25 protein-coding genes are annotated in these 25635 nt (G+C 64.4%); 12 read left to right on the forward strand and 13 right to left on the reverse strand.

Annotated features, from left to right (window positions below; translation table 11 throughout):
* Window positions 1–26: 26 nt before the first annotated feature.
* The 8 genes from ACPPVR_RS26830 to ACPPVR_RS26865 all read right to left on the reverse strand — a co-directional run bounded on the left by ACPPVR_RS26830 (window position 27) and on the right by ACPPVR_RS26865 (window position 8181).
* The gene (locus ACPPVR_RS26830) at window positions 27–482 is read right to left on the reverse strand and encodes a MarR family winged helix-turn-helix transcriptional regulator (protein ID WP_426609569.1); all 456 of its coding nucleotides are present in this window, start codon (window positions 480–482) and stop codon (window positions 27–29) included.
* Window positions 483–496: 14 nt separating this feature from the next.
* Window positions 497–1201 (reverse strand): ABC transporter ATP-binding protein, encoded by a 705-nt coding sequence (locus ACPPVR_RS26835; protein ID WP_426609570.1) that lies wholly within the window; start codon window positions 1199–1201, stop codon window positions 497–499.
* Window positions 1198–1989 carry an ABC transporter ATP-binding protein gene (locus ACPPVR_RS26840; protein ID WP_426609571.1) on the reverse strand — a complete coding sequence of 264 codons (792 nt, stop codon included), beginning with the start codon at window positions 1987–1989 and terminating at the stop codon, window positions 1198–1200. Before ACPPVR_RS26840 ends, ACPPVR_RS26835 begins: the two co-directional genes overlap by 4 nt.
* On the reverse strand, window positions 1986–3875 hold the full coding sequence (locus tag ACPPVR_RS26845) for an ABC transporter permease (protein WP_426609572.1): 1890 nt from the start codon (window positions 3873–3875) through the stop codon (window positions 1986–1988). The genes ACPPVR_RS26840 and ACPPVR_RS26845 overlap by 4 nt, the downstream gene beginning before the upstream one ends.
* A 63-nt stretch (window positions 3876–3938) precedes the next feature.
* Window positions 3939–5141: an ABC transporter substrate-binding protein gene (locus ACPPVR_RS26850; protein WP_426609573.1), complete on the reverse strand. Its 1203-nt coding sequence runs from the start codon at window positions 5139–5141 to the stop codon at window positions 3939–3941.
* 80 nt (window positions 5142–5221) lie between these two features.
* Window positions 5222–5806: an amino acid synthesis family protein gene (locus ACPPVR_RS26855; RefSeq protein WP_426609574.1), complete on the reverse strand. Its 585-nt coding sequence runs from the start codon at window positions 5804–5806 to the stop codon at window positions 5222–5224.
* Window positions 5807–5821: 15 nt separating this feature from the next.
* Window positions 5822–6727 carry a UPF0280 family protein gene (locus ACPPVR_RS26860; RefSeq protein ID WP_426609575.1) on the reverse strand — a complete coding sequence of 302 codons (906 nt, stop codon included), beginning with the start codon at window positions 6725–6727 and terminating at the stop codon, window positions 5822–5824.
* A complete protein-coding gene (locus tag ACPPVR_RS26865; protein ID WP_426609576.1) occupies window positions 6724–8181 on the reverse strand; it encodes a 6-hydroxynicotinate reductase in 1458 nt (485 codons plus the stop codon). Before ACPPVR_RS26865 ends, ACPPVR_RS26860 begins: the two co-directional genes overlap by 4 nt.
* 256 nt (window positions 8182–8437) lie before the next feature.
* Between ACPPVR_RS26865 and ACPPVR_RS26870 the strand changes: the two genes are divergently transcribed.
* Entirely contained in the window at window positions 8438–8920 is a 483-nt protein-coding gene (locus ACPPVR_RS26870) for a (2Fe-2S)-binding protein (protein WP_426609577.1), read from the forward strand.
* On the forward strand, window positions 8920–12447 hold the full coding sequence (locus ACPPVR_RS26875) for a molybdopterin cofactor-binding domain-containing protein (protein WP_426609578.1): 3528 nt from the start codon (window positions 8920–8922) through the stop codon (window positions 12445–12447). The genes ACPPVR_RS26870 and ACPPVR_RS26875 overlap by 1 nt, the downstream gene beginning before the upstream one ends.
* 1 nt (window position 12448) lies before the next feature.
* On the opposite strand, the gene ACPPVR_RS26880 is transcribed toward ACPPVR_RS26875, so the two are convergent.
* Window positions 12449–13417 carry a catechol 2,3-dioxygenase gene (locus ACPPVR_RS26880; protein WP_426609579.1) on the reverse strand — a complete coding sequence of 323 codons (969 nt, stop codon included), beginning with the start codon at window positions 13415–13417 and terminating at the stop codon, window positions 12449–12451.
* A gap of 455 nt (window positions 13418–13872) precedes the next feature.
* Between ACPPVR_RS26880 and ACPPVR_RS26885 the strand changes: the two genes are divergently transcribed.
* From ACPPVR_RS26885 to ACPPVR_RS26895, 3 genes are all read left to right on the forward strand, one after another.
* Window positions 13873–15612: an ATP-binding protein gene (locus ACPPVR_RS26885; protein ID WP_426609580.1), complete on the forward strand. Its 1740-nt coding sequence runs from the start codon at window positions 13873–13875 to the stop codon at window positions 15610–15612.
* A gap of 152 nt (window positions 15613–15764) precedes the next feature.
* Window positions 15765–16343, forward strand: a complete 579-nt coding sequence (locus ACPPVR_RS26890) for a peroxidase-related enzyme (protein WP_426609581.1) — start codon at window positions 15765–15767, stop codon at window positions 16341–16343.
* A gap of 10 nt (window positions 16344–16353) precedes the next feature.
* Window positions 16354–16836: an MgtC/SapB family protein gene (locus tag ACPPVR_RS26895; protein WP_426609582.1), complete on the forward strand. Its 483-nt coding sequence runs from the start codon at window positions 16354–16356 to the stop codon at window positions 16834–16836.
* Between the two features lie 103 nt (window positions 16837–16939).
* Here the strand turns inward: ACPPVR_RS26895 and ACPPVR_RS26900 are convergent, their stop codons facing one another.
* Window positions 16940–17107 carry a hypothetical protein gene (locus tag ACPPVR_RS26900; protein ID WP_426609583.1) on the reverse strand — a complete coding sequence of 56 codons (168 nt, stop codon included), beginning with the start codon at window positions 17105–17107 and terminating at the stop codon, window positions 16940–16942.
* Between the two features lie 342 nt (window positions 17108–17449).
* Here ACPPVR_RS26900 and ACPPVR_RS26905 point away from each other — a divergent pair, with 342 nt between their 5' ends.
* The gene (locus ACPPVR_RS26905; protein WP_426609584.1) at window positions 17450–17605 is read left to right on the forward strand and encodes a hypothetical protein; all 156 of its coding nucleotides are present in this window, start codon (window positions 17450–17452) and stop codon (window positions 17603–17605) included.
* Window positions 17606–17619: 14 nt separating this feature from the next.
* Here the strand turns inward: ACPPVR_RS26905 and ACPPVR_RS26910 are convergent, their stop codons facing one another.
* Entirely contained in the window at window positions 17620–18246 is a 627-nt protein-coding gene (locus tag ACPPVR_RS26910; protein WP_426609585.1) for a ParB-like protein, read from the reverse strand.
* A 285-nt stretch (window positions 18247–18531) separates the two neighbouring features.
* On the opposite strand from ACPPVR_RS26910, the gene ACPPVR_RS26915 reads away from it, so the two are divergent.
* The 6 genes from ACPPVR_RS26915 to ACPPVR_RS26940 all read left to right on the forward strand — a co-directional run bounded on the left by ACPPVR_RS26915 (window position 18532) and on the right by ACPPVR_RS26940 (window position 23302).
* On the forward strand, window positions 18532–18873 hold the full coding sequence (locus ACPPVR_RS26915) for a hypothetical protein (RefSeq protein ID WP_426609586.1): 342 nt from the start codon (window positions 18532–18534) through the stop codon (window positions 18871–18873).
* A 222-nt stretch (window positions 18874–19095) separates the two neighbouring features.
* Complete coding sequence (locus ACPPVR_RS26920) at window positions 19096–19383, forward strand: acyl carrier protein (protein WP_007592476.1); 288 nt, start codon at window positions 19096–19098, stop codon at window positions 19381–19383.
* A 10-nt stretch (window positions 19384–19393) separates the two neighbouring features.
* Window positions 19394–19864 (forward strand): 3-hydroxyacyl-ACP dehydratase FabZ family protein, encoded by a 471-nt coding sequence (locus ACPPVR_RS26925; RefSeq protein ID WP_426609587.1) that lies wholly within the window; start codon window positions 19394–19396, stop codon window positions 19862–19864.
* Window positions 19861–21063 (forward strand): beta-ketoacyl-ACP synthase, encoded by a 1203-nt coding sequence (locus ACPPVR_RS26930; protein ID WP_426609588.1) that lies wholly within the window; start codon window positions 19861–19863, stop codon window positions 21061–21063. Before ACPPVR_RS26925 ends, ACPPVR_RS26930 begins: the two co-directional genes overlap by 4 nt.
* A 20-nt stretch (window positions 21064–21083) precedes the next feature.
* Window positions 21084–22361 (forward strand): beta-ketoacyl-ACP synthase, encoded by a 1278-nt coding sequence (locus tag ACPPVR_RS26935; protein ID WP_426609589.1) that lies wholly within the window; start codon window positions 21084–21086, stop codon window positions 22359–22361.
* A gap of 8 nt (window positions 22362–22369) precedes the next feature.
* On the forward strand, window positions 22370–23302 hold the full coding sequence (locus ACPPVR_RS26940) for a lipid A biosynthesis lauroyl acyltransferase (protein WP_426609590.1): 933 nt from the start codon (window positions 22370–22372) through the stop codon (window positions 23300–23302).
* Between the two features lie 31 nt (window positions 23303–23333).
* On the opposite strand, the gene ACPPVR_RS26945 is transcribed toward ACPPVR_RS26940, so the two are convergent.
* A complete protein-coding gene (locus tag ACPPVR_RS26945; RefSeq protein ID WP_426609591.1) occupies window positions 23334–24446 on the reverse strand; it encodes a polyamine ABC transporter substrate-binding protein in 1113 nt (370 codons plus the stop codon).
* Between the two features lie 5 nt (window positions 24447–24451).
* Window positions 24452–25630 (reverse strand): aminotransferase, encoded by a 1179-nt coding sequence (locus tag ACPPVR_RS26950; protein ID WP_426609592.1) that lies wholly within the window; start codon window positions 25628–25630, stop codon window positions 24452–24454.
* Window positions 25631–25635: the final 5 nt, after the last annotated feature.

The raw sequence follows: 25635 nt of genomic DNA on the forward strand, positions 1-25635 counted from the left end.
GACTTCGTCGCGCCCCGGAATGACATTCACCGCAGCTTGTTCAACAGCGCCATCAGCGTCTCGCGTTCCCTGGCGTCGAGCGGCGCGAGCGTCTCGCGGGTGATTGCCAGCGCATTCGACGCCAGCTTTTCCGCAAGCTGCTGACCGGCACGCGTGAGGCTCACCAGCAAGCGCCGTCCGTCCTCGGGATCCTGGCTTGTCTCCGTCAGGCCGCGCACCGAGAGCCTGTCGATCACGCCCTTGATGGTCGCGACGTCCATCGACGTCAGGCGCCCGAGCTGGTTCTGCGAGCACGGCCCGGTCTCGGCGAGCTTTGACAGCGCCGCCCACTGTGTGGGCGTGAGATTGGTGCCGATGTCGCGGGAGAAGATCGAGCTGTGGCGCTGCCAGACCTGGCGCAGGATGAAGCCGATCTGCTCGTCGAGCACGTAAGACGGTTTTGCCGGTTTGACGCTCTTCTTCGCCGCGACGCTTCTCGCCATCCGCTCCCCGCCCCTCACAACGACAGATGCGCGTCACGGATATCCGGACGCGCATCGAGCTCGGCCATGGTGCCGCCGAAGCAGATACGGCCGCGCTCGATGATATAGGCACGATCGGAGATCAACCGCGCAAAGTGCAAATTCTGCTCGGAGACGACGATGCTGACGCCCTCCTTCTTCATGGTCAGGATGGCATCGACCATCTGCTCCACGATCTTCGGCGACAGGCCCTCCGAGGGCTCGTCCAGCAAGACCAGCGACGGATTTCCCATCAGCGTGCGCGCGATCGTCAGCATCTGCTGCTCGCCGCCGCTCATACGTCCGCCCGGGCGGTTTTTCATCTCGCCGAGATTTGGAAACAGCGCGAACAGCTTGTCGCGCGTCCAATGCGGCGCATTCGGACGCTTCGGCTGACGGCCGACTTCGAGATTCTCTTCCACCGTCAGATCGGTGAAGATGCGGCGCTCCTCGGGTACGTAACCCAGCCCGTCGCGCACGATCTCATGGGTCGGACGCGCCGAGACATCCTTGCCTTCGAACATGATGCGCCCCGAGCGCTGCGCCACGAGGCCGACGATCGAGCGGAACGTCGTCGACTTGCCGGCGCCGTTGCGGCCCAGCAGCGCCACCACCTCGCCCTCGCCGACCTCGAAGCCGATGTCGAACAGGATATGGGCCGGGCCATAATGGCTGTTGAGCTCCTGCACCGTGAGCTTCATGTCGACGCCCCCTGGCGGTGCTCGGCATCGTAAAGCAGGCCCTCGCCGAGATAGACCGCCTGCACCTGCGGATTACCGCGCACCTCGGCAGGCGAGCCCTCCGCGATCAGCGTGCCGCGGTTGAGCACGATGATGCGGTCGGCATGCTCGAACACCACGTCCATGTCGTGCTCGGTGAAGAGCACGCCGATCGACTTCTCCCGCGCGATCTGCGCGGTGAGCCGCATCAGCTCGACGCGCTCGCGCGGCGCCATGCCGGCCGTCGGCTCGTCCATCAACAGCAGCTTTGGCTGGTTGGCGAGCGCGACCGCGAGCTCGAGCCGCTTGAGATCGCCATAGGCGAGCTCACCACACGGGCGATCCGCATAGCCGCCCATGCCGACGAGTTCGAGCAGCCGGCCGGCCTCGCCGCGATCGACATTCGGTGCCGAGCCCCAGAGATTGAACAATTGCCTGCCGTGCGAGATCAGCGCGACCTGCACGTTCTCGCGCACGGTCATGGTCGCGAACGTCGCCGTGATCTGGAACGTGCGTCCCACGCCCAGGCGCCAGACTTCGCGCGGCTTCTTGCCGGTGGTCTCCTCGCCGAGCAGACGGACGTGCCCGGAGTCCGGCCTGTTCTGGCCATTGAGCATGTCGAAGCAGGTGCTCTTGCCCGCACCGTTCGGACCGATCAGCGCCAGGATTTCGCCGGCGCGCAGCGAGAACGACACGCCGCGCACCGCATGAATGCCGCCATAGGATTTGGTCAGGCCTTCGACCGCGAGAAGTGGGGGTGCGACGCTCATTCGGCGGACCCGATCGGCTCGGCAATCAAGGGGGATCCCGGCGGTGATGTCTTCCTTCGCCGCTGCGCCAGCATCTCAAGCATGCCGACGATGCCCTTGGGGAAGACGACGACGATCAGCACGATGAAGCCGCCGAGCACGAGCTTCGACAGATCGGTCTGGCTGACCAGCCAGATGTTGAGCGCCTTATAGACGATGGCGCCGATCACCCCGCCCGACACCGTCTCGACGCCGCCGAGCAGCACCATGACTAGCGCATCGACCGAAAGCGAGATGCCGAGATTGTCGGGGAAGACGCTGCCCTTGAGGTAAGCGAACAGCGCGCCGCCGATGGCGGCGGTGGTGCCTGCGATGACGAAGGCGGTCCATTGCATCCGTTTGGCGTTGATGCCGACGGCCTCACTGCGCAGCAGCGAGTCGCGCGTGGCGCGCAGCGCGTAGCCGAACGGCGAGAACACCATGACCCGCAGCGCGATCGTCACGAGAGTCGCGACGCCGAGCGCCAACCAATAGAAATGCGACGGGCTCGCCGCCCATTTTTCCGGCCAGATGCTCAAAATGCCGTTGTCGCCACCGGTCACGCTCACCCACTGGAACGCGATCGACCAGACGATCTGCGCAAAGGCGAGCGTCAGCATGGCGAAGTAGACGCCGGACAGTTGCACGGCGAAGAAGCCGAACACGGCAGCGCCCATGCAGCCGAGCAGCGGCCCCAGCAGCAGGCAGACAATCATCGGCAATCCCGCCATCTTGGCGAGGAACGCGACGCCGTAGGCGCCGAGGCCGAAATAGGCCGCATGGCCAAAGGACGCGAGCCCGCCCACCGACATTAGGAAATGCAGGCTGACGGCGAAGATCACGAAGATCGCGATCTCGGAGCCGACGGTCAGCGCATAATTGCCGGCGAACAGAGGCAGGGTTGCCGCGATGACGAGTGCTGCAAGCGCAGCCAGCCGCTCGTTCGACGTCAGCGGGCGCCAGGGATTGACGGTGAGACCGGGCGTCTTGCGCGCGGGTGCCTCGGGCTTGCCGAACAGGCCCCAGGGCCGCACGATCAGCACGGCCGCCATCACCAGGAAAACAAGAATAATGGAGATCTTCGGGAAGATCAGGATGCCGAAGGCGTTGAGCTCGGACACCAGCACCGCCGCGACGAAGGCGCCGATGATGCTGCCAAGGCCTCCAATCACGACCACGACGAAGACCTCGACGATGATGCGCAGATCCATGGCGTGATGCACGGCATCGCGCGGGATCTGGAGCGCGCCGCCGAGGGCTGCGAGAAACACGCCGACCGCAAACACGGAGGTGAACAGCCATTTCTGATTGACGCCGAGCGCCGCGACCATGTCGCGGTCCTGCGTCGCGGCGCGCACCAGCACGCCCCAGCGCGTGCGCTGGAACAGCAGCCAGAGAATGCCGAGCACGACCGGGCTGAGCACGATCAGGAACAAATCGTAGCTCGGGATGTTCTGGCCGAAGAAATCGATCGCGCCCTTGAAGCCCGGCGCGCGGCGGCCGACGAGATCGTCGGGCCCCCAGATCAGGACGACGAGATCCTCCACCATCAGAGTCAGGCCGAAAGTTGCGAGCAGCTGGAACAGTTCGGGCGCGTGATAGATGCGCCGCAGCAGCACCATCTCGACCAGCACGCCGATCAGTGCCACGGCCAGCGCTGCGATGACGATCGCGCCCCAGAAGCCGAACGCACCCGCCAGGCGTTCAGTCAGCGTGAAGGCGATATAGGCACCGATCATGTAGAAGGCGCCGTGCGCGAAATTCACGATCCGCGTCACGCCGAAGATAATCGACAGGCCCGACGCCACCAGGAACAGCGACGCTGCGCTGGCGAGACCGGTCAGAAACTGTACGACGTAAAAGGCCATCGGCGGTCCGGGTTGGTGTTGGGTCACCTCTCCCCGCTTGCGGGGAGAGGGAGAGAAAGAGCATCAATCCTTCGGACGCAGCTTCTCGACTTCGGCGTCGCTCGGCAGATAGTCCGAGCCCTTCTTGTAGGTGGAGTCCACCATCACGCCCTTGCCGTCCTTCAACGCGGTCTTGCCGACGTAAGCGCCGAGGGTCGACTGGTGGTCGATCTTGCGGAAGGTGATCTCGCCGAGCGGCGAGCCGACCGACAGCCCTTCGGCCGCGGCGATCAGCTTCTCCGGATCGGTCGAACCGGCCTTGGCGAGGATCGCAGCCGCCGACTTGATGGTCTGATAGCCGACGATGGAGCCGAGGCGCGGATAGTCGTTGTACTTGGCCTGATAGGCCTTCAGGAACGCGTCATGCTCCGGGGTCTTGATCGAGTACCAGGGATAACCGGTGACGATCCAGCCGTCGGGCGTCTCCTCCTTGAGCGGATCGAGATATTCCGGCTCGCCGGTCAGGAAGGACACGACTTCGCGTCCCTTGAACAGGCCGCGGGTATTGCCTTCACGCACGAGCTTCACGAGGTCGGCGCCGAAGGTGACGTTGAGGATCGCTTCGGGATTGGCCGCGGCAACCGCCTGCACCACCGGGCCCGCATCGATCTTGCCTTGCGGCGGCCACTGCTCGTCGACCCACTGGATGTCCGGACGCTTCTCCGACATCAGCTTCTTGAATACCGCGACCGCCGACTGGCCATATTCATAGTTCGGCGCGATCGTTGCCCAACGCTTGGCCGGCAGCTTGGCGGCGGCTTCCACCAGCATCGCCGCCTGCATGTAGTTGGAGGGACGCAGGCGGAAGGTGTACTTGTTGCCCTTCGACCAGGTGACGGCATCCGTCAGCGGCTCGGCCGCGAGGAAAAACACCTTCTTCTGGTTGGCGAAGTCGCTGACGGCAAGGCCAATGTTCGACAGGAACGTGCCCGTGAGCATCGCGACGCCCTCGCTGGAGACCAGTTCATTGGCGGCGGTCTGCGCGTCAGCCGGCTTGCCGCCGTCGTCCTTGGAGATGACGACGAGCTTCTTGCCGTTGATGCCGCCGGCCGCGTTGATCTCTTCGACCGCGAGTTGCCATCCCTTGCGATAAGGCTCGGTGAAGGCCGGCAGCAGCGAGTAGCTGTTGATCTCGCCGATCTTGATCTCCTGCGCCACGGCCGAATGAGCCATGCCGCCCGCCAGAAGCGCGAAGGCCGCGCCGACGAAATAGTTTCTTGCTCGCATCCCAACCTCCAGTTTTGAACTCTTTACGTCTTGTGAATGATCGTATCGGAGAGCTGATGCCCACCTCTCCGGATCATGCGCTATCTCAGACCGTCTTCGCCCTTGACCTCGGCAACCGTCAGCCCGCCGACGCGCGGCAGCGGACGGCCGCTGTCGGTAACGGCGACCGCGACCATGATCTCGTTCGCCCGCGGCGCGTCGTTGATTTGCACTTCCATGCCGTCGAAATGGCTGCGCACGAAAGCCGCATCCTTGTGGCCCAAGGGAATATCCAGCGTCGTGCCGGGACCGCTGCGCTTCTTCGAGGAGGGAATCAACGCCGCGCCCTTGCTCAGCACCTTGCGCACCGGCGCGCCCATCTTCGGGTGAAGGATTGCGGCGGCATGTTCCAGCTCGCCGTTCTCGCCGACGGCCGCGGCCTTGCCATAGCTCTGCGCCTTGGAACCATCGATTCCGAGCGCCGCCACTGCGCGCTTCGACAAGAGATCGCCGAGTTCCTCGCCGATCGCGATCAGCGGCGAAAGGTCCTCGACATATTTTCCGGCAAAGGGATTCTCGATCACGGCGATCGCCGCGGCACGCCGGGTCGGCGGCGACACATGGCGCCCCATCTCCATCTGCGTCTCTTCGACGACGGTGACGATCTTGCGGATGATCGCGCTCATGTTTCGCTTCCCTGCTCAGGCATGAACCGCATTCTCCAGCGAAAGCGGGAGCGGGAGCGGTCGTTGCCGTTCAATATCTTTTGTTCCGATGACAAGCATATCACCACAAAGCTGCAACACGGCATCCTCGATCAATCCGCGATCGAATAATTGCCGTGCACATTCCGCGCCAGATTCGAGCGCGGCCGCAATCTCAGCCCGCGACAATTCACCGACGCCGCGGGTGACGAGACGCGCGCCGAGATCGCTGTCAGGCAGAAGCTCGTTCGCAGGCTTCCGGATGATGGCGGGATGCCCCGGCAGATCGACGGCGTTGGCGATGATCGTGGCTGCCGCATCGGCCTGCGATGCCGTTGCCGCCAGCACCGTCACGGCATCGGCAATGCCGAGCGAAAAGCTGCGGCCGTGGCGCCCGCTGGTCGCAATGCCCCGCACGGGATCGTTCGCATCGATCTTCATCGCCCGCATCACGCCGTCGCGATCGGGCCGGTCCATCAGGCCAACCGAGAAATGCTCGCGCTTGCCAAGATGCAGCGCGATGTCGCCGCCATTGTTGACATATGCCTGGTCGAGCGATGCAACGCCCAGCATCGCGCCAAGAATCTCCTCCGCCACACTGCCGGCAACCGCGGCCATCGGCGTGATGAAGCAATCGGCGGCATAAGGCGCAACGGCGGCATGCATGCGACGTGCGACAACGCCGTCCAGCCAACACAACCCGGGTTCCGCAGCCTTGCGCAATTCGGCCAGCTCAGTGCAGAGCTCATCAAGCAGGCCGTTGAAACGGCGCGCTGCGGCCTCATAGGCCGCGCGCACCTCGTGCTCGCGTCCCCTCGCCTCAACGATCAGATCAATCGGTCCATCCTGCAAATGCAGCCGCCGGCCATCAGACAGCAATGCGATTTGCGGGAGCCTGGTCATGCCCGGCGCCCTGGAATCGGGTTCTGCCAGGGCAACTGCCGGACATCGTCGCCGCTCCTCACCTCGGACAGCGGCTTGACATAATCCATGTGCCCGCCGAGCGCGGCATAGTCGGTCAGCTTCATCGTGAATTCGATCGGCGCGACCAGCGCCGGCGTCGGCACGTAACCGAACGCGCCTGAAGGCATCTGCGTCACGTCGACCATGTAGGTGATACCGCCGCCCGGCCAGACATAGACCGCCGCGCCGCCGCTGGTGACACGCGTCAGTGCGTCCTTCACCGAGCGCGTCAGCCGCACCGGATTGTCGGTGACGCCCGCGCGCAACGAACCGCCGGCACCGGCCATGAACAGCACCGTGCACAGTGCCGGTTCGCAGTTTTCCTGAATGCGCTCGACCGAAAATTTCAGGTCGGTCGGCATTTCAGTTTCGACCGGCTTCAGGGCTTCGTCGAGCACATAATAGGACGAATGCTCGCCGGTTGTGGAGACCATCAGCATCGAGAGGCCAGCCTTGGCTTCCTTCGCGTCGAACGGTCCGAGGATCGACAGCGGGTCGGAAATGTTGGTCCCGCCCCATCCCGTGCCGGGATCGGCGACCTGGAAATAGCGGCCGGGCGTCGAGCGCCGGCCCTTCATCTTGATGCCGGTGTCGGCGATATCGAGCAGCTTGCCGGCCTGGTGTTCGCTGAGCACCCCGGTGATGTGGTCATCGACCACGACCACCTCATCGACCTTGCCGTGCCATTGCTTGGCGAACATGCCGATCGTCGCCGAGCCGCAGCCGACGCGCATCCGCTCTTCCTTGGCGCCGTTGACTATCGGCGGCTGGCCGGCCTGCACCACCACGCTCGCGCCGCCGTCGACGGTGAGTTCGACCGCCTTGCAATTGGCGAGGTCCATCAGCGTGTCGCAGGTGACACGGCCCTCCTTCTTGGAGCCGCCGGTGAGATGATGCACGCCGCCCAGCGACAGCATCTGCGAGCCGTATTCGCTGGTCGTGACGTGGCCGACCGCTTCGCCCTGCGCGCGCACGGTCGCGGTTTCCGGCCCGAGATAGCGATCGGTGTCGATCTTCACCTTGATGCCGCAATAGGAGAAGATGCCCTCGGTGACGACGGTCACCATGTCGACGCCATCGACCTCGGAGGAGACGATGAACGGCGCGGGCTTGTAGTCGGGATAGGTGGTGCCCGCACCGATCGCGGTCACGAAGGTCGAGGGCTCGTGGACGATCTTGCCGTCCCAATCTTCGGTGCGACTGAACGGCACCAGCTTGCCGCCATGCGACACCGTGCGCTCGAGGATGATGTGCGGATCGACGCGAACGAGCTTGCCGTCATCATTGGCATAGCGATCGCAGGCGCCCGCCGCGCCTGGCTTGATGTAGCACATCACCGGACACGCATCGCAGCGGATCTTGTCGGTGGCGGCGCTCGTCGTTTCTGTCACCATGTGCAAGCCAGCAGATCACAGGGGCTTATCATTCGTACACGAACGATGTTGCGCGCGGTCCCGATAGCTGTCAAGCGGCGCCGCGCGCGAAAAGACGTGCCTGCCGAATAAAACCTCATTTGCCTCCCGGCTCTGTCCACAAAGCGGGCAGCCGCGCTGCACTGCGGCATGGCGGCTTGCACGTTTGTGTACAAACGGTATCGTCGCGACGTACAATTTTTGTGACCGCATGGTCGTGGGGGCTTTGGAAACGAGGATGACGCAGACACCGATCCGCCTCACCGTGAACGGCGGCATCCACGACGTCACGGCGGCACCGCAGACGCCGCTGCTCTATGTGCTGCGCAATGATCTCGCGCTGAACGGCCCGAAATATGGTTGCGGTCTCGGCGAATGCGGCACCTGCACTGTCCTGATCGACGGCACCGCCGCGCGCTCCTGCGTCATTCCGATTAGCGGCTGCGCCGGACGCGACATCGTGACGCTTGAAGGGCTCGGCACGCGCGACATGCCGGACGTGGTGCAGCAGGCTTTCATCGACGAGCAGGCCGCGCAATGCGGCTATTGCCTCAACGGCATGATCATGACCACCAAGGCGCTGCTCGCGATCAACCCGCGTCCCACCGAGCAGGAGGCCATGGCTGCGCTGCGCTACAATCTCTGCCGCTGCGGTACGCATGTCGAAATCCTGCGCGCCGTGATGCGCGCGTCCGGCCAACTCGCCGAGGCCGGCGATTGATGGCCTCCCCTTCCTCGAAAAGAGCCGAGCGGCAATCCGGTTCGCTCGTCGTCGTCCGCACGGTGGACGAGATCACATCAGAGACCTTTGTCCGCATCACCGCGGATGGATCGGTCTCGGCCTATAACGGCCATGTCGATCTCGGCACCGGCATCCGCACCGCACTCGGGCAGATCGTCGCCGAGGAGCTCGACGTGTCGTTCGCACGCGTCGTCTTGGTGCTCGGCGACACCGCCATCGTGCCGAACCAGGGCGCGACGATCGCCAGCGAAACCATCCAGATCACCGCAGTCCCGTTGCGCAAGGCCGCTGCGCAGGCGCGGCACTTCCTGATTGCCCGCGCGGCCGAACGACTGGAGCTTCCCGCCGCCGATCTCAGCGTCGAGGACGGCCTCGTCCGCGGGCACAATCGCAGCGTCAGCTATGGCGAGTTGATCGGCGGCGAGACCATCCGCCTGGAGCTTGCCGACGACGTGCAGGTCAAGGCCGTCGGCGATTACGCCATCGTCGGCCAGTCGATGCCGCGCGTCGATCTGCCGGCCAAGGCCACGGGCGAGCTGACCTTTGTCCACGACATCCGCGTGCCCGGCATGCTGCACGGCCGCATGGTGCGCCCGCCCTATGCCGGCGTCGATGCCGGACCGTTCGTCGGCACCAGCCTGATCGCGGTCGACGAATCCTCGGTGCGCGATATTCCCGACCTCGCCGCCGTCGTGCGCATCGGGGACTTTGTTGGCGTCGTTGCGGAGCGCGAGGAGAATGCGATACGCGCGGCGGAGCAGCTCAAGGTGAGCTGGAAGCCGACGCCGCAGCTCACCGATCTCGCCGATGTCGAGAATGCGCTGCGCACCAATCCGTCGACACCACGCACGCTGATCGATAAGGGCGACGTCAGCGCGGCCATCGCCGGTGCGGCCAAGCCGATCCAGCGCACTTACGTCTGGCCGTATCAGATGCATGCCTCGATCGGTCCGTCTTGCGCGGTCGCCGATTGCAGCGACGGCAATATCCGGGTCTGGTCGGGCACGCAAAATCCGCACTTACTGCGCGGCGATCTGGCACTCCTGATCGAGCGTCCCGAGAGCGAGATCGAGGTGATCCGGCTCGAGGCCGCCGGCTGCTACGGCCGCAACTGCGCCGACGACGTCGCCGCGGATGCACTGCTGCTCTCGCGTGCGGTCGGCCGTCCCGTGCGGGTACAGCTGACGCGCGAGCAGGAGCACGCCTGGGAGCCCAAGGGCACCGCGCAACTCATCGACGTCAATGGCGGGCTCAACGCCGACGGCGGGGTCGCCGGCTACGATCTCGCCACGCGCTATCCCTCGAATGCGGCGCCAACGCTGGCCCTGTTGCTGACGGGACGGATTTCACCGGAGCCGGACGTTCTCCAGATGGGCGACCGCACCGCGATTCCGCCTTACGACTATGACCACATGCGCGTCGTTGCCCACGACATGGCGCCGATCGTGCGCGCGTCGTGGCTTCGCGGCGTCTCGGCGCTGCCGAACACCTTTGCGCATGAATCCTATATCGACGAGCTCGCGACCGAGGCCAGTGTCGATCCGATCGAATACCGCCTGCGCTATCTGAAAGACCAGCGCGCGGTCGATCTCGTCAATGCGGTGGCCGAGCGTGCGGGCTGGACGCCGCGGCCGGTTCGCGACGAGAAGGACGGCGAAATCGTGCATGGGCGCGGCTTTGCCTATGCGCTCTACGTCCACAGCAAGTTTCCTGGCTATGGCGCGGCGTGGTCGGCCTGGGTTGCCGACGTTGCCGTGAACAAGACCACCGGCGATGTGAGTGTGACGCGAGTCGTCGCCGGGCAAGATTCCGGATTGATGATCAATCCGGACGGCGTGCGCCACCAGATCCACGGCAACGTCATCCAGTCCACCAGCCGCGCCCTGATGGAAGAGGTCTCGTTCGAGCGCGGCGCGGTGGCGGCACGCGAATGGGGTGCCTATCCGATCATCCCCTTCCCCGACGTGCCCAAGATCGACGTGCTGTTGCTGCCGCGACCGGACCAGCCGCCGCTCGGCGTCGGCGAGTCCGCATCGGTGCCGAGTGCGGCGGCAATTGCGAACGCGATCTTCGATGCCACCGGCGTGCGCTTTCGCGAGCCGCCGTTCACGCCGGAGCGTATCCTCAGGGGATTGCACGGCGAAGCGACGGCCACGCCGCAGGCACTGCCCGCGCCCGCAGCCTCGCCGCCGTCTCGCAGCTGGCAAGATCCTTTCGCCAAACGCGCCGGCATTTTTGCAACGATCGCGGCCGTCTGCACTGCTGCGATTGGCGTCGGCGCAGCGCTTCTGCCCGGGCGCGCCATCGCGCCGATCGCGCGGCCCGATGCATCGGTCTATTCAGCGGCAACCATCGCGCGCGGCCAGCAACTGGCGGCGCTCGGCAATTGTGCGGGGTGCCACACCACGCTTCGAGGCGCGGTGAACGCCGGCGGGCGCGCGCTGGAGACGCCATTCGGCACGATCTACGCGACCAACATCACGCCTGATGTCGAAACCGGCATCGGCGCCTGGTCCTATCCCGCCTTCGAGCGCGCGATGCGCGACGGACTGCATCGCGACGGACGCCAGCTCTATCCCGCCTTCCCCTACACGCATTTCGCCAAGACCAGCGAGGCCGACCTGCAGGCGCTCTACGCCTATCTGATGGCGCAGCCCGCGGTGCGCGCGACGCCGCCAGCGAACACGCTTGCTTTCCCGTTCAATCTCCGTCCGCTGCTTGCAGGATGGAATGCGCTGTTTCATCAGACGCGCGAATTCAAACCCGATCCTGCGAAATCCGAGCCGTGGAATCGCGGTGCTTATCTGGTCGAGAGCCTCGGCCATTGCAGCGCCTGCCATTCGCCGCGCAATGCGCTCGGCGCCGAGCAGCGCGAAGCCTATCTCGCCGGCGGCTTTGCCGAGGGCTGGGAGGCGCCACCGCTAACTTCGCTCTCGCATGCGCCGATTCCGTGGAGCGAAGACGAGCTTTTCGCCTATTTGCGCACCGGCCATTCGCGCCACCACGGTGTCGCCGCTGGTCCGATGGCGCCGATCATCAGGGATCTCAGCGCCGTTCCCGATCACGACATCCGCGCGATGGCGGTCTATCTCAATGCGTTCAACGACGCCGCGACCGATGGCCGGACGCATGATGCGCTTGCCGCCAAGCTCGAAAGCGCAACGCAGGTCACCATCGCCGCCTCGGCAGGCGCGCGGCTCTATCAAGGCGCCTGCGCCGTCTGCCACGAGGTCGGCGGCCTGCCGCTGTTCGGCAGCCGGCCGTCGCTCGCACTCAACAGCAATCTGCACAGCGCGACACCGGACAATCTTGTGCAAATCATCCTGCACGGCGTCACCGAGCCCGCCTCGAGTGACCTCGGCTACATGCCCGCCTTCAAGAACAGCATGAGCGACGCGCAGGTCGAAGAGCTCGTGACGTTCCTGCGCGGGCAGTTCGCGCCCGACAAGCCGGCGTGGACCGGTGTTCGCGAGACGATCGCGCGCGTGCGACCATCCGCGCACTAAATCAAGCGTGCTTCTTCGCTTCCACCGGCGGCGTGCCGTGGGTGTGGAACGACTCGATCGTCTTCAAGCCCCAGGCCTGGCCCTTCTTGCGCTCCTCCTCCGTCCACACGATCGGCTTCCAGTCCGGTGCGAGAATGAGGCGTGCGCCGGCATTGGCGACTTCGACGCGGTTGCCGCCGGGCTCGTAGACATAGAGAAAGAACGTCTGCTGAATTGCGTGCTTGTGCGGGCCGGTCTCGATATGGACGCCGTTCTCCAGGAAGATATCGGCGGCGCGAAGAATCTCCTCGCGGCTGTCGAGCGCGTAGGTGACGTGGTGGAAGCGGCCGCGCGTGCCCGAGTGGTCGAGCGAATAGGCGAAGTCGTAGCTCTTGTTCGACATCGTCAGCCACATCGCCGCTTCACGCCCGTCGTTGAGCACGATCTGCTCCGTGAGCCGGCAGCCGAGATAGTTCTCAAAGAACTCCCGGTTGGCCTTGATGTCGACGGCGAGACAGTTGAGATGGTCGAGGCGGCGGACATTGACGCCGCGCGCAGGAAAACGCTGCGCCTGGTTCTTCAGCGCCGGCTTGAGCTCCGGCGGCGCCTGATACCATTCGGTCTCGTAATAGAGCTCGACGATGTGGCCGTCGGGATCGCGGCAGCGGAAGGTCGGCCCCTGCCCCATGTCGCCATCGATCCAGCCGATCTCGAAGCCGGAGCCCTTCAGCGCGGCAACGCGGCGCTCCAGCGCCTGCTGGCTGCGCGCACGGAGCGCCATGTGTTCCATGCCAGAGGTTTTGGACGCCGTGAGCTTCAGCGAATAGCGCTCGTAATCGTCCCAGCCGCGCAAATAGACCGAGTCGCCCTTCTGCCCGCTGACGGTCATGCCCATGACGTCGACGAAGAATTTCAGGCTCTCGTCCGGCTTGGGCGTCAGCAGCTCCATGTGGCCGAGATGAGCGAGATCGAGGATCGGTTCGGGCTGCATGGTGTCCTCCAAAACTTGGCTAGCAAGGCGTGGGCTTTCGATCCGCTGCACCGGATCGCGCAATCAGGCGCGAGACGCAATGATCATGGGCGCGTCCGGGCGGCGCCGACGGCCGCGGATTCATTTGTACTAATGTACAAATGATTATGTCCCGTCAACAAAGCAAAGCTTCGCTCCGGCGCCAGCCGGTCCCCGCAGGCGTCGGCGGCCGGTCCTCCGAACGGCCGAACCGACTGGGCGAATGGTAAAATCTTCCTTAAGTGCTTTCAGGTCCATCGGCCCAGAAAACCAGCATATTCCGGCAGATTCCGTCCCCAAGTATGCATTACGTACAAACCACCCCGCCGAATTTCGGTACATTTAACAAAGCTCCCGCCCCTGCCGCTTAACAGTTTGTGCAGCCCCAGCTCGCATAGTCAGGGTTAAACTCCTCGGTCTTGCCAGGTTCATCCATCGTGACATCCTTTGGACGCGTGATTTCGGTACGCGGATCGCTCGCCCGGGTCGGGCTTCTGGCGGAAAGCCAGATGCCGGTCTCGGAGGTTCGGGCCACCGTCGGCCGGTTCGTCAGCATCCGCTGCGCCAGTTCCGTCATCGTCGCCATGATAACCGAGGTCTCTTGCGAGAACCTCTCGACCACCGACAATTTGATCGCGATCGCGTCGGTCGACCTGCTCGGCGAAATCCACAATGCCGCCGACAAGGCCAAGTTTCAGCGCGGCGTCACCAACTATCCGACCATCGGCGACGCGGTCGACCTGATCACCAGCCAGGAGCTGCGCACCATCTACGCGCCGACCGGGTCGGACCAGATCAATGTCGGCTTCCTCCAGCAGGACCGATCCGTCGTCGCCTATGTCGATATCGAGGAAATGCTCTCCAAGCACTTCGCGGTGTTGGGATCGACCGGCGTCGGCAAATCGACCGGCGTGTCGCTGCTGCTCAACGAGATCCTGAAAGCGCGGCCTAACCTGCGCATCTTCCTGCTCGACGTCCACAACGAATATGGCCGCTGCTTCGGCGACCGCGCGCTGGTGCTCAACCCGCGAAACCTGAAGCTGCCGTTCTGGCTGTTCAACTTCGAGGAAATCGTCGACGTGCTGTTCGGCGGCCGCGCCGGCGTGCCGGAGGAGCTCGATGTCCTCGCCGAGGTGATCCCGATCGCCAAGGGCATCTACACCCAGTATCAGAACACCGATCGCCTCGGCCTGAAGCGCGTCGATCCCAAGCAGATCGGCTTCACCGTCGACACGCCGGTGCCGTACCGCCTGGTCGATTTGATCTCGCTGGTCGACGAGCGCATGGGCAAGCTCGAAAACCGCTCCTCGCGCATCATCTATCACAAGCTGATCTCGCGCATCGAAGCGGTCCGCAACGACCCGCGCTACGCCTTCATGTTCGACAATGCCAATGTCGGCGGCGACACCATGGCCGAGGTGATCAGCCATTTGTTCCGCCTGCCCGCCAACGGCAAGCCGATGACGGTGATGCAGCTCGCCGGCTTCCCGGCCGAGGTCATCGACTCCGTCGTCTCGGTGCTGTGCCGCATGGCCTTCGACTTCGGCCTGTGGAGCGACGGCGTCTCGCCGATGCTGTTCGTCTGCGAGGAAGCCCACCGTTACGCCTCCGCGGACCGCAATGTCGGCTTTGGGCCGACCCGCAAGGCGGTCTCGCGCATCGCCAAGGAAGGCCGCAAATACGGCGTCTATCTCGGCCTCATCACCCAGCGCCCGGCGGAGCTCGACGCCACCATCATCTCCCAGTGCAACACGCTGTTCACGATGCGTCTTGCCAACGAGCGCGACCAGGCGCTGCTCCGCGCCGCGGTGTCGGACGCGGCCGCGAACCTCCTGTCCTTCGTGCCCTCGCTCGGCACCCGCGAGGTGCTGGCGTTCGGCGAAGGCGTCGCACTTCCGACGCGCCTGCGCTTCAAGGAGGTGCCGCCGCATCAATTGCCGCGCGGCGAAGCCACTATCAGCAGCGTTCCTTCCGTGACATCGGGTCACGACATGCATTTCGTCGGCGCCGTTCTCGAGCGCTGGCGCGGCGCCACCTCGCAGCGCGACGTGCCGAACGATCCGGTGTTTTCGCAACCACCCACCAAGACGCTCGCCCCCGTCGAAGCGCCGATGCTGCAACCGTCGATGGGGCTCGATCCGGACCGCTTCTCGCTCTTGAAGAAGCCGCTGCGGTAGGGCCACGGTCGCGCCTCAGCCTCGTCATTGCGAGCGCAGCGAAGCAATCCAGAATCCCTCCAAGGAAAGACTCTGGATTGTTGCCGCGGGCAAAGTTGAGCACGGCCCCCGCATCGACTATGGTTGCCGGCCCCAAGCCGGAATCCACGCCCATGACAAAGCCCGCACAACGCTTTCCCGCCCCAGCCCTCGATACGCTGCCCGACGACATCCGCACGCGTCTTCTCGCCGTGCAGGAAAAGAGCGGTTTCGTGCCGAACGTGTTTTTGACGCTGGCCTATCGTCCCGACGAGTTTCGCGCCTTCTTCGCCTATCACGACGCGCTGATGGAGAAGGACGGCGGCCTCACCAAGGCCGAGCGCGAGATGATCGTGGTGGCGACCTCGGCAGCCAATCAGTGCCAGTATTGCGTGATCGCCCATGGCGCGATCCTGCGCATCCGCGCCAAGAACCCGCTGATCGCCGACCAGATCGCGGTGAACTACCGCAAGGCCGACATCACGCCGCGGCAGAGGGCGATGCTCGATTTCGCGATGAAGGTCTCCGCGGATGCGCAACGGATTTCCGAGGACGATTTTGCGACGCTCGCGCCGCATGGCCTCAGCGACGACGACATCTGGGACGTCGCCGCGATCTCGGCCTTCTTCGCCCTGTCGAACCGGCTAGCGAATTTCACCGGCATGCGGCCCAACGACGAGTTCTACCTGATGGGACGCCTGCCGAAGAAATGACTGCGAAAAAATGACGGAGCTCGACTGGCCTGAAATCCTGCTACGCCTCGGCGTCGCGACACTCGCCGGCAGCGCGATCGGACTTAACCGCGATCTGCACGGTAAGCCGATCGGGCTGAAGACGCTCGGCATTGTCGGCCTCTCCACTGCGACCGTGGTTCTGCTCGCGCTGCAACTCGCCGAACCCACCAGGGTCGCCGATGCCACGAGCCGGGTGATCCAGGGTATCCTCACCGGCATCGGCTTCCTCGGCGCCGGCGTCATCGTCCATGAGAGCGAGCGATTTCGCGTCCGCGGCCTGACCAGCGCCGCCTGCACCTTCCTCGCCGCCTGTCTCGGCATCGTCTGCGGCGCCGGACAGTGGAAGATCGTCGCAGTCGCGCTGGCGCTCGCCTTCGTGCTGCTCACTGTCGGCCGGCGTATCGAGCACCGGGTGCATCGCGCGCTCGGCGGCAAAGAGGACACGCACGAGGCGGAGCCCCGGGAGCGTTAGAGCCGGCGCCACCGCAACTCCCTTTGCCCCGCAAACAGCTGCATGTGGCAACGTTGCGCGAAGGCGGGAACAGCGCCTTTGCCTTCAGCAGCGCGCTACGCCGCTACGGCTTCTGCTGCTGCTTCGCCATCAACTCGAGCGCCGGCGCAAAGCGTTCGGCAAACGTGATTGTCCTGGCGTCCCTGGCGGCGGCCAGCGAAGCCGAGATGAACGAATGAAACCCAACTGAGACGACCGCAAGCACGGCGGCTGCGAAAGCAAGACGACGCATTTTACCCTCCTTTGGAGGCTCGCTACTTGCTTAAGATGGGATCGCTTTGTTTCAGGACGCCTTCGTGCGACCCGGAAAATGATTTCCCTCAAGAGACTGTGATCTGCTCCGGTTCGCGAGAGCGCGTGCCGAAGCACGGTTTGGGCGGCTCTTGTGCTCACGGACTAGTCCAAAGCGACGCAAGCTGAACGCGAACGTCAGGCGCGAATAGCGCGACTAACAATAGTCACCGTCGTTTTACGCCAGGCGCGCCGTGTTGGGAATTTTGCGCGCGCGATCACGATCGAGAATCGCATGATGAACAGCTCATGCAGGAATGCAGCCTCTACGAGGAGCCCTCAAATGACCGTCGCCATCCAGAGGCTCAATGGGTTGTGGCACCTCATCGTCGGCTCATGTCGAATCCGGACACCCTTCATCGAGACCCAGGATCGCGAGCTGGTCGTGACTTACGCCCGGCGCGTCTACCCCGGCGCCAAGATCTTTCAGCGCGACTGATGTGAGGGTCGCGCTTAGTCGTCATCAGCCGGTCCGCACCAGCCCGGCAGATAGATCGCATCCTTGCTCTTGGCCGCCGCCAGCGCCTTCTCCAGCGACTTGTCGAAATTGGCGTCGACCGCCTTCCGCGACAATTTTCGGCGCAGAAAGTCGGCCCACAGGAATTCGGAGAACGGCGTGGTGTCCTTGGCGAAGCCGCCCATGCGGCGAAGCTCGCCGGCGAGGCTGCGGAAGGGATCGTCCTTGAGATCGACGACCGATTTTGGCAGATCGCGGAACGGGCGGCGCTCGCCCTTGGCGTCGTAGGGATAGACCCAGCGCTTGTTGTCCATCACGCCCCAGAACGCTTCGCGCTCGACCATCCGGAGATCGCCGACGATGGTCACCAGCACCTGCTTGATGCCTTCGTCGTGCAGCGCGCGGCCGAGATGATGATGGTCGATCACGTAATAGCGTCCGTCCGGCCCGTGCACGACGGGGATCATGTGGGTGCCGAGCAGGTCGGACTGCTTCTTCTTGTCGTGCTCGCGCCAGCGCTTGCGCTTCTCCTTGACCTCGCGCATGCCGACCGTCATCTGCGTCGGCCGGAGCGACAGGATCGGCACCGGATGCACTCTCGGCTCGCGCGCGTTGGTGGTCATGGTCGAAAGCCCTCATCTGGTTGCAACTGGTGGTCCAAGGTTCCCGGAGTATGCCACGAGCGTTGCGGCGGCAAAATGCGTTCGCGCAAAAGCACCCAGTCTGTTGTTGCAGCGCAACCCGGGCGTCCCTGACACCGGGATGACAACCAGTTCCGCCGGTCGTTCGCAGCGCGCGACGAAAGACCATGCCAACGCGCAATGCACGTGCGCGTTGAGAAGATTTTCTGCAACGCTTGTGCCCCGTATGCTATCTAAAATTTGCTGCTTCGGAGTGATCCCCGCCCCATGAAATCCCAGCGGCCCATAACCTCGGACGAGGAGCACCGGGTGCTCCAGTTCAGGCCGCGCACCACGCCCTCCCCGGTGGTCCCCCGAGGTGGCGGTGTCGTACAGCCGTTGCACGCGGCACCCGAGCCGCTCGACCTGTCGCGCTACGAGCAGCCCCGCGAGGAAGCCGACGACTTCCGCCATCGCATGCTCGCCAACATTGCCGCGCTGGCTTTCACCATCGCGCTGACCGCGATCGGGATCTGGCTTGCGGTCAGCATCGCCGACCTGCGCCGGACCCAGGATTGCGTGCTGATGGGCCGGCGGGACTGCGTCAAGATCACGACACCGCATATCTAGGCTGCGCTCCCGGCCAAGGGCTCTCCCCGGCTCCCCGGCCGGCATCCCCAACCCTGTCCCTGGGCCCTGTCCGGCTCCATTGAACTCAGGGCGGCGCTCCGATATACGGGCTTCCGACCCATCCAGAGGGGGCTTTGAGGGCGTCATTCCGGGCGCGATGCCCGCCCACCGTTCCACTCTGGAACATCTGACAGATATCCGCAATATATCAAAGGCTTAGTGATGTCCTCCACATTCGATCAGGTCGCTACGATCATCGCTGAAACCTGCGACATCCCGCGCGACACGATCACGCCGGATAGCCATGCCATCGATGACCTCGGCATCGACAGCCTCGATTTCCTGGACATCGCGTTCGCGATCGACAAGCAATTCGGGATCAAGCTGCCGCTGGAAAAGTGGACCCAGGAGGTCAACGATGGCAAGGCGACCACCGAGCAGTATTTCGTGCTGAAGAACCTGTGCGCGCGCATCGACGAACTGGTTGCCGCCAAGGGCGCAAGCGCCTAATCGGGCGATCATGCAACTCGAATACTTCCACATGATTGATCGCATCGTCGACCTCAACGTCGACGAGAAGAAGATCGTCGTCGAGGCCCTGGTCCCGAAGGAGAGCACCATCTTCGAGGGGCACTTTCCGGGCTATCCCTTGATGCCCGGCGTGCTCCTGATCGAATCGATGGCGCAGGCCTCGGGTTTCCTCCTGCTTGGCCTCCTGAAGTTCGAACGCATGCCGATTCTTGCTGCCGTCAAGGAAGCCAAGGTGCGCGGCTCGGTCTTCCCCGGCGATCTCATGAGCCTCGAGGCGACGCTCGCCCATGAGGGCTCGGGTTACGCCATGACCGAGGCCAAGATCAGAGTCGGCGGCAAGCTGCGCGCAAACTCGGCGCTCACCTTCACGCTGATTCCTTTCCCCAATCCGGATATGCGCGGATACATGGACGCGGTCGCCAAGCGCGTCGGCTTTCCGCAACAGGCCGTATCGCCATGACTGACACTGCTTCGAAGCCTGGCCAGACGGAAGTCTGGATCACCGGCATTGGTCTCGCCACCTCGCTCGGCGAGGGGTTGGATGCCAATTGGACCGCGCTCCAGGAGAAGCGCATCAATGTCGACGAGAAGGGTTTTGCGCCCTTCATCGTGCATCCGCTGCTGCCGGTCTCCTTCGACAGCCAGATCCCGAAGAAGGGCGACCAGCGCCAGATGGAAGCCTGGCAGCGCATCGGCGTCTATGCGGCAGGCCTGGCACTGGATTCCGCAGGCATCAAGGGCAACAAGGACATCCTGTCGAAGATCGACATGGTGGTCGCCGCCGGCGGCGGCGAGCGCGATCTCAATGTCGACACCGGCGTGCTCACCGCCGAGGCCAAGGGCGCCAATGCGCCCGGCTTCCTCAACGAGCGGCTGATGAGCGACCTGCGGCCGACACTGTTTCTGGCCCAGCTCTCCAATCTCCTCGCCGGCAACATCGCCATCGTGCACGGTCTCGGCGGCACCTCGCGCACCTTCATGGGCGAAGAGGTTGCGGGCGCCGACGCAGCCCGCATCGCGCTGGCGCGCATCGCCTCGGGCGAGAGCGACATTGCGCTCGTTGGCGGCTCGCATAACGGCGAGCGCAAGGACCTCATGGTCCTCTACGAATTCGGCGACTTCAATCTGAAGGACAAGTTCGCCCCGGTGTGGGCGCGCAAGGACCACGCCGGCTTCGCGCTCGGCTCGGCCGGCGCGTTCCTGGTGCTGGAGTCCAAAGCACACGCCGAAGCGCGCGGCGCCAAGCCGTTCGCAAAACTGTCGAGCGTGGTGGCCGATCTCGCCCGGCGCAAGCAACGCGGCGACATGGAAGCGACGCTGGAGAAGCTATGGGCGAAGCTGCCCAAGCGCGAGGGCAAGGGCGCGATCATCTCGGGCGCGACCGGCGCGGAGCCGGCCACGACCGAAGAACGCGGCTTCCTGAATGGCCATTCCGACTACCCGGTGCGGTCGACCGGCACGATGTTCGGCCACACCATGGAGACGCAATTCCCGCTCGGGATTGCGCTCGCCGCGCTCTCGATCTCGCGCGGCGCGCTGTTCCCGCCGAACGATTCCACCGGGACCGAGATTGAAATGCAGGGTGCACCTACCCAGATCGTGGTGGTGGGAGCCGGACACTGGCGCGGCGAAGGCATGGCGCTGGTCGAGGCGGTTTAGCTCGTTCGTTTGGGGGACACATGACTGCACCACGCGATAAACTCGGACGTCCCGTCGTCGTCGTCACCGGCATGGGCATCATGACCTCGCTCGGCAACGGCAAGGCCGATAATTGGTCGAAGCTCGTCGCCGGCGAATCCGGCATCCGCACCATCACGCGCTTTCCGGTCGACGGCCTGAGAACGACGATGGCTGGCACGGTCGATTTCGTCAGCGTCGATCCGTTCTCCTCCACCGGCCTCTCCGAGCGGATGGCCGAGCAGGTCACGCAGGAAGCGCTCGACCAGGCCGGCATCGGCGCCAAGGGCGATTTCCCGGGCCCGCTGTTCCTCGCTGTCGCGCCGGTCGAGGTCGAATGGCCGCAGCGCCGCGAGCTCGGCCGCGCCGTCGGCAAGCCTGACTTCACCTATGACGATCTGCTGCGCATCTCCGGCGGCGGCAAGTACAGCGCCTATCATCACCGCTTCATGTTCGGCTCGGTCGCCGCCTATCTCGCCGAGACGTTTGGCACCAAGGGGTCGCCGATTTCGCTGTCGACGGCCTGCGCTTCGGGCGCGACCTCGATCCAGCTCGGCGTCGAGGCGATCCGCCGCGGCGAGACCGATGCCGCGCTGTGCGTGGCGACCGACGGCACCGTGAACCCGGAGGCGCTGGTGCGCTTCTCGCTGCTCTCGGCGCTGTCGACCCAGAACGATCCGCCGCAGGCGGCCTCCCGCCCCTTCTCCAAGAACCGCGACGGTTTCGTCATGGCCGAAGGCGCCGGCGCGCTCGTACTGGAAAGCTATGAGGCGGCGACCGCGCGCGGCGCAAAAATCCTCGGCGTCATCGCCGGCTGCGGCGAGCTCACCGATTCCTTCCACCGCACCCGCTCCTCGCCCGACGGCAAGCCGATCATCGGCTGCATGAACAAAACGCTGGCCGATGCCGGCATGACGCCGGACCAGATCGACCACATCAACGCACACGGCACCGCGACGCCCGAGAACGACAAGATGGAGTACAACACGACATCGGCCGTGTTCGGCGATCTCGCGCAGAAGATTCCGGTCACCTCGAACAAGTCGATGGTCGGCCACACCATCTCGGCGGCAGGCGCGGTCGAGGCGATCTTCTCGCTGCTCACGCTCGAGCATCAGCGCATCCCGCCGACGATCAACTACGACAATCCGGATCCCACGATCCTGTTCGACGTCGTCGGCAACAAGGCGCGCGATGCCCGCGTCACCGCGGTGATGTCGAACTCGTTCGGCTTCGGCGGCCAGAACGCCTCGCTGATCCTGACCCGCGAACCGGCCTGATCGGGCGCATGGCGCTGCTTCCTGCGAGCACCAAGGCCCGCGCGCGGGAGGCCGCCAAGTCGATCGGCGGCGGCCTGATTGGCGCGGCCACCGTCGGCATGCTGCGCACCACGCGTTATTTCGATCCGGTCAAAACTTCGGACTTCTTCGCGCGCGTCACCAAGCTGATCGGCCCGCGCCTGCGCGAACACCGAATCGGCCGCGCCAATCTCACCGCAGCATTTCCGGAAAAGTCGCCCGAAGAGATCGAGCAGATCCTGATGGGTGTCTGGGACAATCTCGGCCGCGTGGGCGGCGAATTCGCCCATATGGACCACGTCTGGGACTATGACCGCGCGCATCCGGAGAACAGCCGGATCGAACTGTCACCGCGCACGATCGAGCTGTTCGACAACATTCGCGACGACGGCAAGCCGGCACTGATTTTTGCCTCACATCTCGCCAATTGGGAGTTGCCGGCGCTTGCAGCAGTGTCGCATGGGCTGGATACCGCAATCCTCTATCGCCGGCCGAACATCGCCTCCGCCGACCGCATCATCCAGGAGATGCGCCAGGTCAACATGGGCACGCTGATCCCGGCGGGGCGCGACGCGCCGCTGCGGCTCGCGCAAGCACTGAAGGACGGCAAGCACGTCGCCATGCTGATCGACCAGTATCTGACCGGTGGCGTCGAGGTCACCTTCTTCGGCCGCAAGACCCGCGCCAATCCGATGCTGGCCCGCCTGCTGCGCCAGGTCGAATGCCCGATCCACGGCGTCCGCATCATCCGCCTGCCCGGTAACCGTTTTCGCGCCGAGGTGACCGAGGAGGTCAAGCCGGTGCGCGATGCCGACGGCAAGATCGACATCCAGGGCACGACGCAGGCGGTCACTAACGTCGTGGAAGGCTGGGTGCGCGAGTATCCGGAGCAGTGGCTCTGGTTGCACCGGCGGTGGCGGTAGTTACGCCGTCATTGCGCGGAGCGTGCAGCCCTCAGCGCCCCGTCTTCACCTTGGTCCACAGCCTATTGATCACCCGCTGCGTCGCCGGATCGCGCGCCGTAATGACGAACAGCTTCGAGAGCATAACGTCGTCCGGATAGATGTTCTTGTCGTTCAAAATCTTCGGATCGACCAGCTTCTGGCTGGCGAGGTTGCCGTTGGCATAGGACAGGAAGCCCGAGTTCTTGGCGGCAACGTCGGGGCGATAGAGATAGTTGATCAGCTCGTAGGCTTCCCTGACGTTCTTGGCATCGGCGGGCATCGCGAGATTGTCGAAGAACATCTGTGCGCCCTCCTTCGGGATCGTGTAGCCGATCTCGATGCCACCCTTGGCCTCCGCCGCACGAGCACGCGCCTGCATGATGTCGCCGGACCAGCCGACCACGAAGCAGATCTCGCCGGTCGCAAGCGCGCTCAAATACTCGGACGAGTGAAATTTTCGCACCGAGGGGCGGACCTTGGCGACGACATCGGCCGCCTTTTCCAGATCAGCCTGCTTGGTCGAGTTCGGATCGAGCCCGAGATAGTTCAGCGCCGCCGGAAAGATGTCGTCGGCGGAGTCGAGCATATGGACACCGCAGTCTTTGAACTTGGCCAGATTCTCCGGCTTGAAGACGATGTCCCAGCTGTCGATCTTCGCGTCCGGTCCCAGGATCTGCTTCAGCTTGGCGACGTTGTAACCGATGCCGGTCGTGCCCCACATGTAGTTTGCGGCGTAGACATTGCCGGGGTCGTAGATGCCGAGGCGATCGGTCACCACGCTCCACGCATTGGCGAGGTTCGGCAGCTTCGCCTTGTCGAGCTTCTGGAAGATGTTGGCCTTGATCTGGCGCTGCAGGAAATAGGCGGTTGGCACCACGACGTCGTAGCCGGACTTGCCGGCCATCAGGCGCGTCTCCAGCGTCTCGTTGGCATCGAAGGTGTCGTAGACCACCTTGATGCCGGTCTCCTTGGTAAAGGCCTCGAGGACATCCGGGGCCATGTAGTTGGACCAGTTGTAGAAGTTGACGACGCGCTCCTCGGCCGCCGCTCCTTGCGAGAGCAACGTCAGCGCGATGGCGATCGCCACACCAGGGCGAAATCCAGAGCCGCTGACGTTCATCATGTCTTCTACCTCTTGCGTCCGCGCACCGCGTCCGACAGCCGCTCCAGCGCGGTGTCGAGCGTCTGGTCCTTCTTGGCGAAGCAGAAGCGGACCACCGAGGTCACCGGGTCCTGCTCGTAGAACGCCGAGACCGGGATCGCCGCCACCTTGTAGTCCTTCACGATCCGCCAGCAGAACTCGGCGTCGCTTTCGTTCAGCCCGAGCGGCGACAGGTCGACGGTGAGGAAGTAGGTGCCCTGCGACTTCAGCACGGGGAAGCCGAGGCTTTCGAGTCCCCTGGTCAGGCGGTCCCTGCTCCGCGTCAGATCCTTGCGCATCGACAGGAAATACTCGTCCGGCTTGCCGAGGCCATAGGCCACGGCGGCCTGGAGGTTCGGCGCAGTCGTGAACGTCAGGAACTGATGCACCTTGGCGGCGACGCGCAGCAGCGGCGGCGCGGCGCAGACGAAGCCGATCTTCCAGCCCGTCAGCGAGAAGATCTTGCCGGCCGAGCCGACCTTGATGGTGCGCTCGCGCATGCCGGGGATGGTGATCAGCGGGATGTGCTTGTGCTCGTCGAAGGTGACGTGCTCCCAGACCTCGTCGGTGATCGCGATGACATCGAACTCCTGACAGTAGCGCGCAAGCAGCTCGAGGTCCTCGCGCGGATAGACCACCGCGGAGGGATTCAGGGGATTGTTGAAGAGCACCGCCTTGGTCTTTGAATTGAAGACGCTTTTCAGCATGTCCTCATTCAGCCGCCAGTGGGGCGGCTCGAGCCGCACGAGGCGCGGAATGCCGCCGGCCTGACGGATGATCGGCAGATAGGAATCATAGACCGGCTGGAAGCAGACCACCTCGTCGCCCGGCTGCACCACCGCGAGGATCGCCGAGGTCAAGGCCTCGGTGCCGCCGGAGGTGACCATCACCTCGCTCATCGGATCGAGCTTGAGGCCGTGCCAGTGGCCGTAGTGAGTCGCGATGGCCTGGCGCAGCTCCGGGATGCCCATCATCGACGGGTACTGGTTGTAGCCGTTCAGCGAGGCATCGGCCGCAGCGCGGCGGATGTCCTCAGGACCCGGGTCGTCGGGAAAGCCCTGGCCGAGATTGATGGCGTTGTTGTCGCGCGCGGCCTGCGACATCGCCTCGAAGATGGTGACGGGAAGGTCGGCGAAGACCTTGTTGAGGAAAGAGCTTTTGGACATCCTGT

The sequence above is a fragment of the Bradyrhizobium sp. McL0616 genome, from assembly GCF_049993385.1.
Classification (GTDB): Bacteria; Pseudomonadota; Alphaproteobacteria; order Rhizobiales; family Xanthobacteraceae; genus Bradyrhizobium.

Excerpts from the sequence above, each read along its gene's own strand:
- ACPPVR_RS26830 (WP_426609569.1), bottom strand. The coding sequence starts at position 482 with ATGGCGAGAAGCGTCGCGGCGAAGAAGAGCGTCAAACCGGCAAAACCG.
- ACPPVR_RS26835 (WP_426609570.1), bottom strand. The coding sequence starts at position 1,201 with ATGAAGCTCACGGTGCAGGAGCTCAACAGCCATTATGGCCCGGCCCAT.
- ACPPVR_RS26840 (WP_426609571.1), bottom strand. The coding sequence starts at position 1,989 with ATGAGCGTCGCACCCCCACTTCTCGCGGTCGAAGGCCTGACCAAATCC.
- ACPPVR_RS26845 (WP_426609572.1), bottom strand. The coding sequence starts at position 3,875 with ATGGCCTTTTACGTCGTACAGTTTCTGACCGGTCTCGCCAGCGCAGCG.
- ACPPVR_RS26850 (WP_426609573.1), bottom strand. The coding sequence starts at position 5,141 with ATGCGAGCAAGAAACTATTTCGTCGGCGCGGCCTTCGCGCTTCTGGCG.
- ACPPVR_RS26855 (WP_426609574.1), bottom strand. The coding sequence starts at position 5,806 with ATGAGCGCGATCATCCGCAAGATCGTCACCGTCGTCGAAGAGACGCAG.
- ACPPVR_RS26860 (WP_426609575.1), bottom strand. The coding sequence starts at position 6,727 with ATGACCAGGCTCCCGCAAATCGCATTGCTGTCTGATGGCCGGCGGCTG.
- ACPPVR_RS26865 (WP_426609576.1), bottom strand. The coding sequence starts at position 8,181 with ATGGTGACAGAAACGACGAGCGCCGCCACCGACAAGATCCGCTGCGAT.
- ACPPVR_RS26870 (WP_426609577.1), top strand. The coding sequence starts at position 8,438 with ATGACGCAGACACCGATCCGCCTCACCGTGAACGGCGGCATCCACGAC.
- ACPPVR_RS26875 (WP_426609578.1), top strand. The coding sequence starts at position 8,920 with ATGGCCTCCCCTTCCTCGAAAAGAGCCGAGCGGCAATCCGGTTCGCTC.
- ACPPVR_RS26880 (WP_426609579.1), bottom strand. The coding sequence starts at position 13,417 with ATGCAGCCCGAACCGATCCTCGATCTCGCTCATCTCGGCCACATGGAG.
- ACPPVR_RS26890 (WP_426609581.1), top strand. The coding sequence starts at position 15,765 with ATGACAAAGCCCGCACAACGCTTTCCCGCCCCAGCCCTCGATACGCTG.
- ACPPVR_RS26895 (WP_426609582.1), top strand. The coding sequence starts at position 16,354 with ATGACGGAGCTCGACTGGCCTGAAATCCTGCTACGCCTCGGCGTCGCG.
- ACPPVR_RS26900 (WP_426609583.1), bottom strand. The coding sequence starts at position 17,107 with ATGCGTCGTCTTGCTTTCGCAGCCGCCGTGCTTGCGGTCGTCTCAGTT.
- ACPPVR_RS26905 (WP_426609584.1), top strand. The coding sequence starts at position 17,450 with ATGACCGTCGCCATCCAGAGGCTCAATGGGTTGTGGCACCTCATCGTC.
- ACPPVR_RS26910 (WP_426609585.1), bottom strand. The coding sequence starts at position 18,246 with ATGACCACCAACGCGCGCGAGCCGAGAGTGCATCCGGTGCCGATCCTG.
- ACPPVR_RS26915 (WP_426609586.1), top strand. The coding sequence starts at position 18,532 with ATGAAATCCCAGCGGCCCATAACCTCGGACGAGGAGCACCGGGTGCTC.
- ACPPVR_RS26920 (WP_007592476.1), top strand. The coding sequence starts at position 19,096 with ATGTCCTCCACATTCGATCAGGTCGCTACGATCATCGCTGAAACCTGC.
- ACPPVR_RS26925 (WP_426609587.1), top strand. The coding sequence starts at position 19,394 with ATGCAACTCGAATACTTCCACATGATTGATCGCATCGTCGACCTCAAC.
- ACPPVR_RS26930 (WP_426609588.1), top strand. The coding sequence starts at position 19,861 with ATGACTGACACTGCTTCGAAGCCTGGCCAGACGGAAGTCTGGATCACC.
- ACPPVR_RS26935 (WP_426609589.1), top strand. The coding sequence starts at position 21,084 with ATGACTGCACCACGCGATAAACTCGGACGTCCCGTCGTCGTCGTCACC.
- ACPPVR_RS26940 (WP_426609590.1), top strand. The coding sequence starts at position 22,370 with ATGGCGCTGCTTCCTGCGAGCACCAAGGCCCGCGCGCGGGAGGCCGCC.
- ACPPVR_RS26945 (WP_426609591.1), bottom strand. The coding sequence starts at position 24,446 with ATGATGAACGTCAGCGGCTCTGGATTTCGCCCTGGTGTGGCGATCGCC.
- ACPPVR_RS26950 (WP_426609592.1), bottom strand. The coding sequence starts at position 25,630 with ATGTCCAAAAGCTCTTTCCTCAACAAGGTCTTCGCCGACCTTCCCGTC.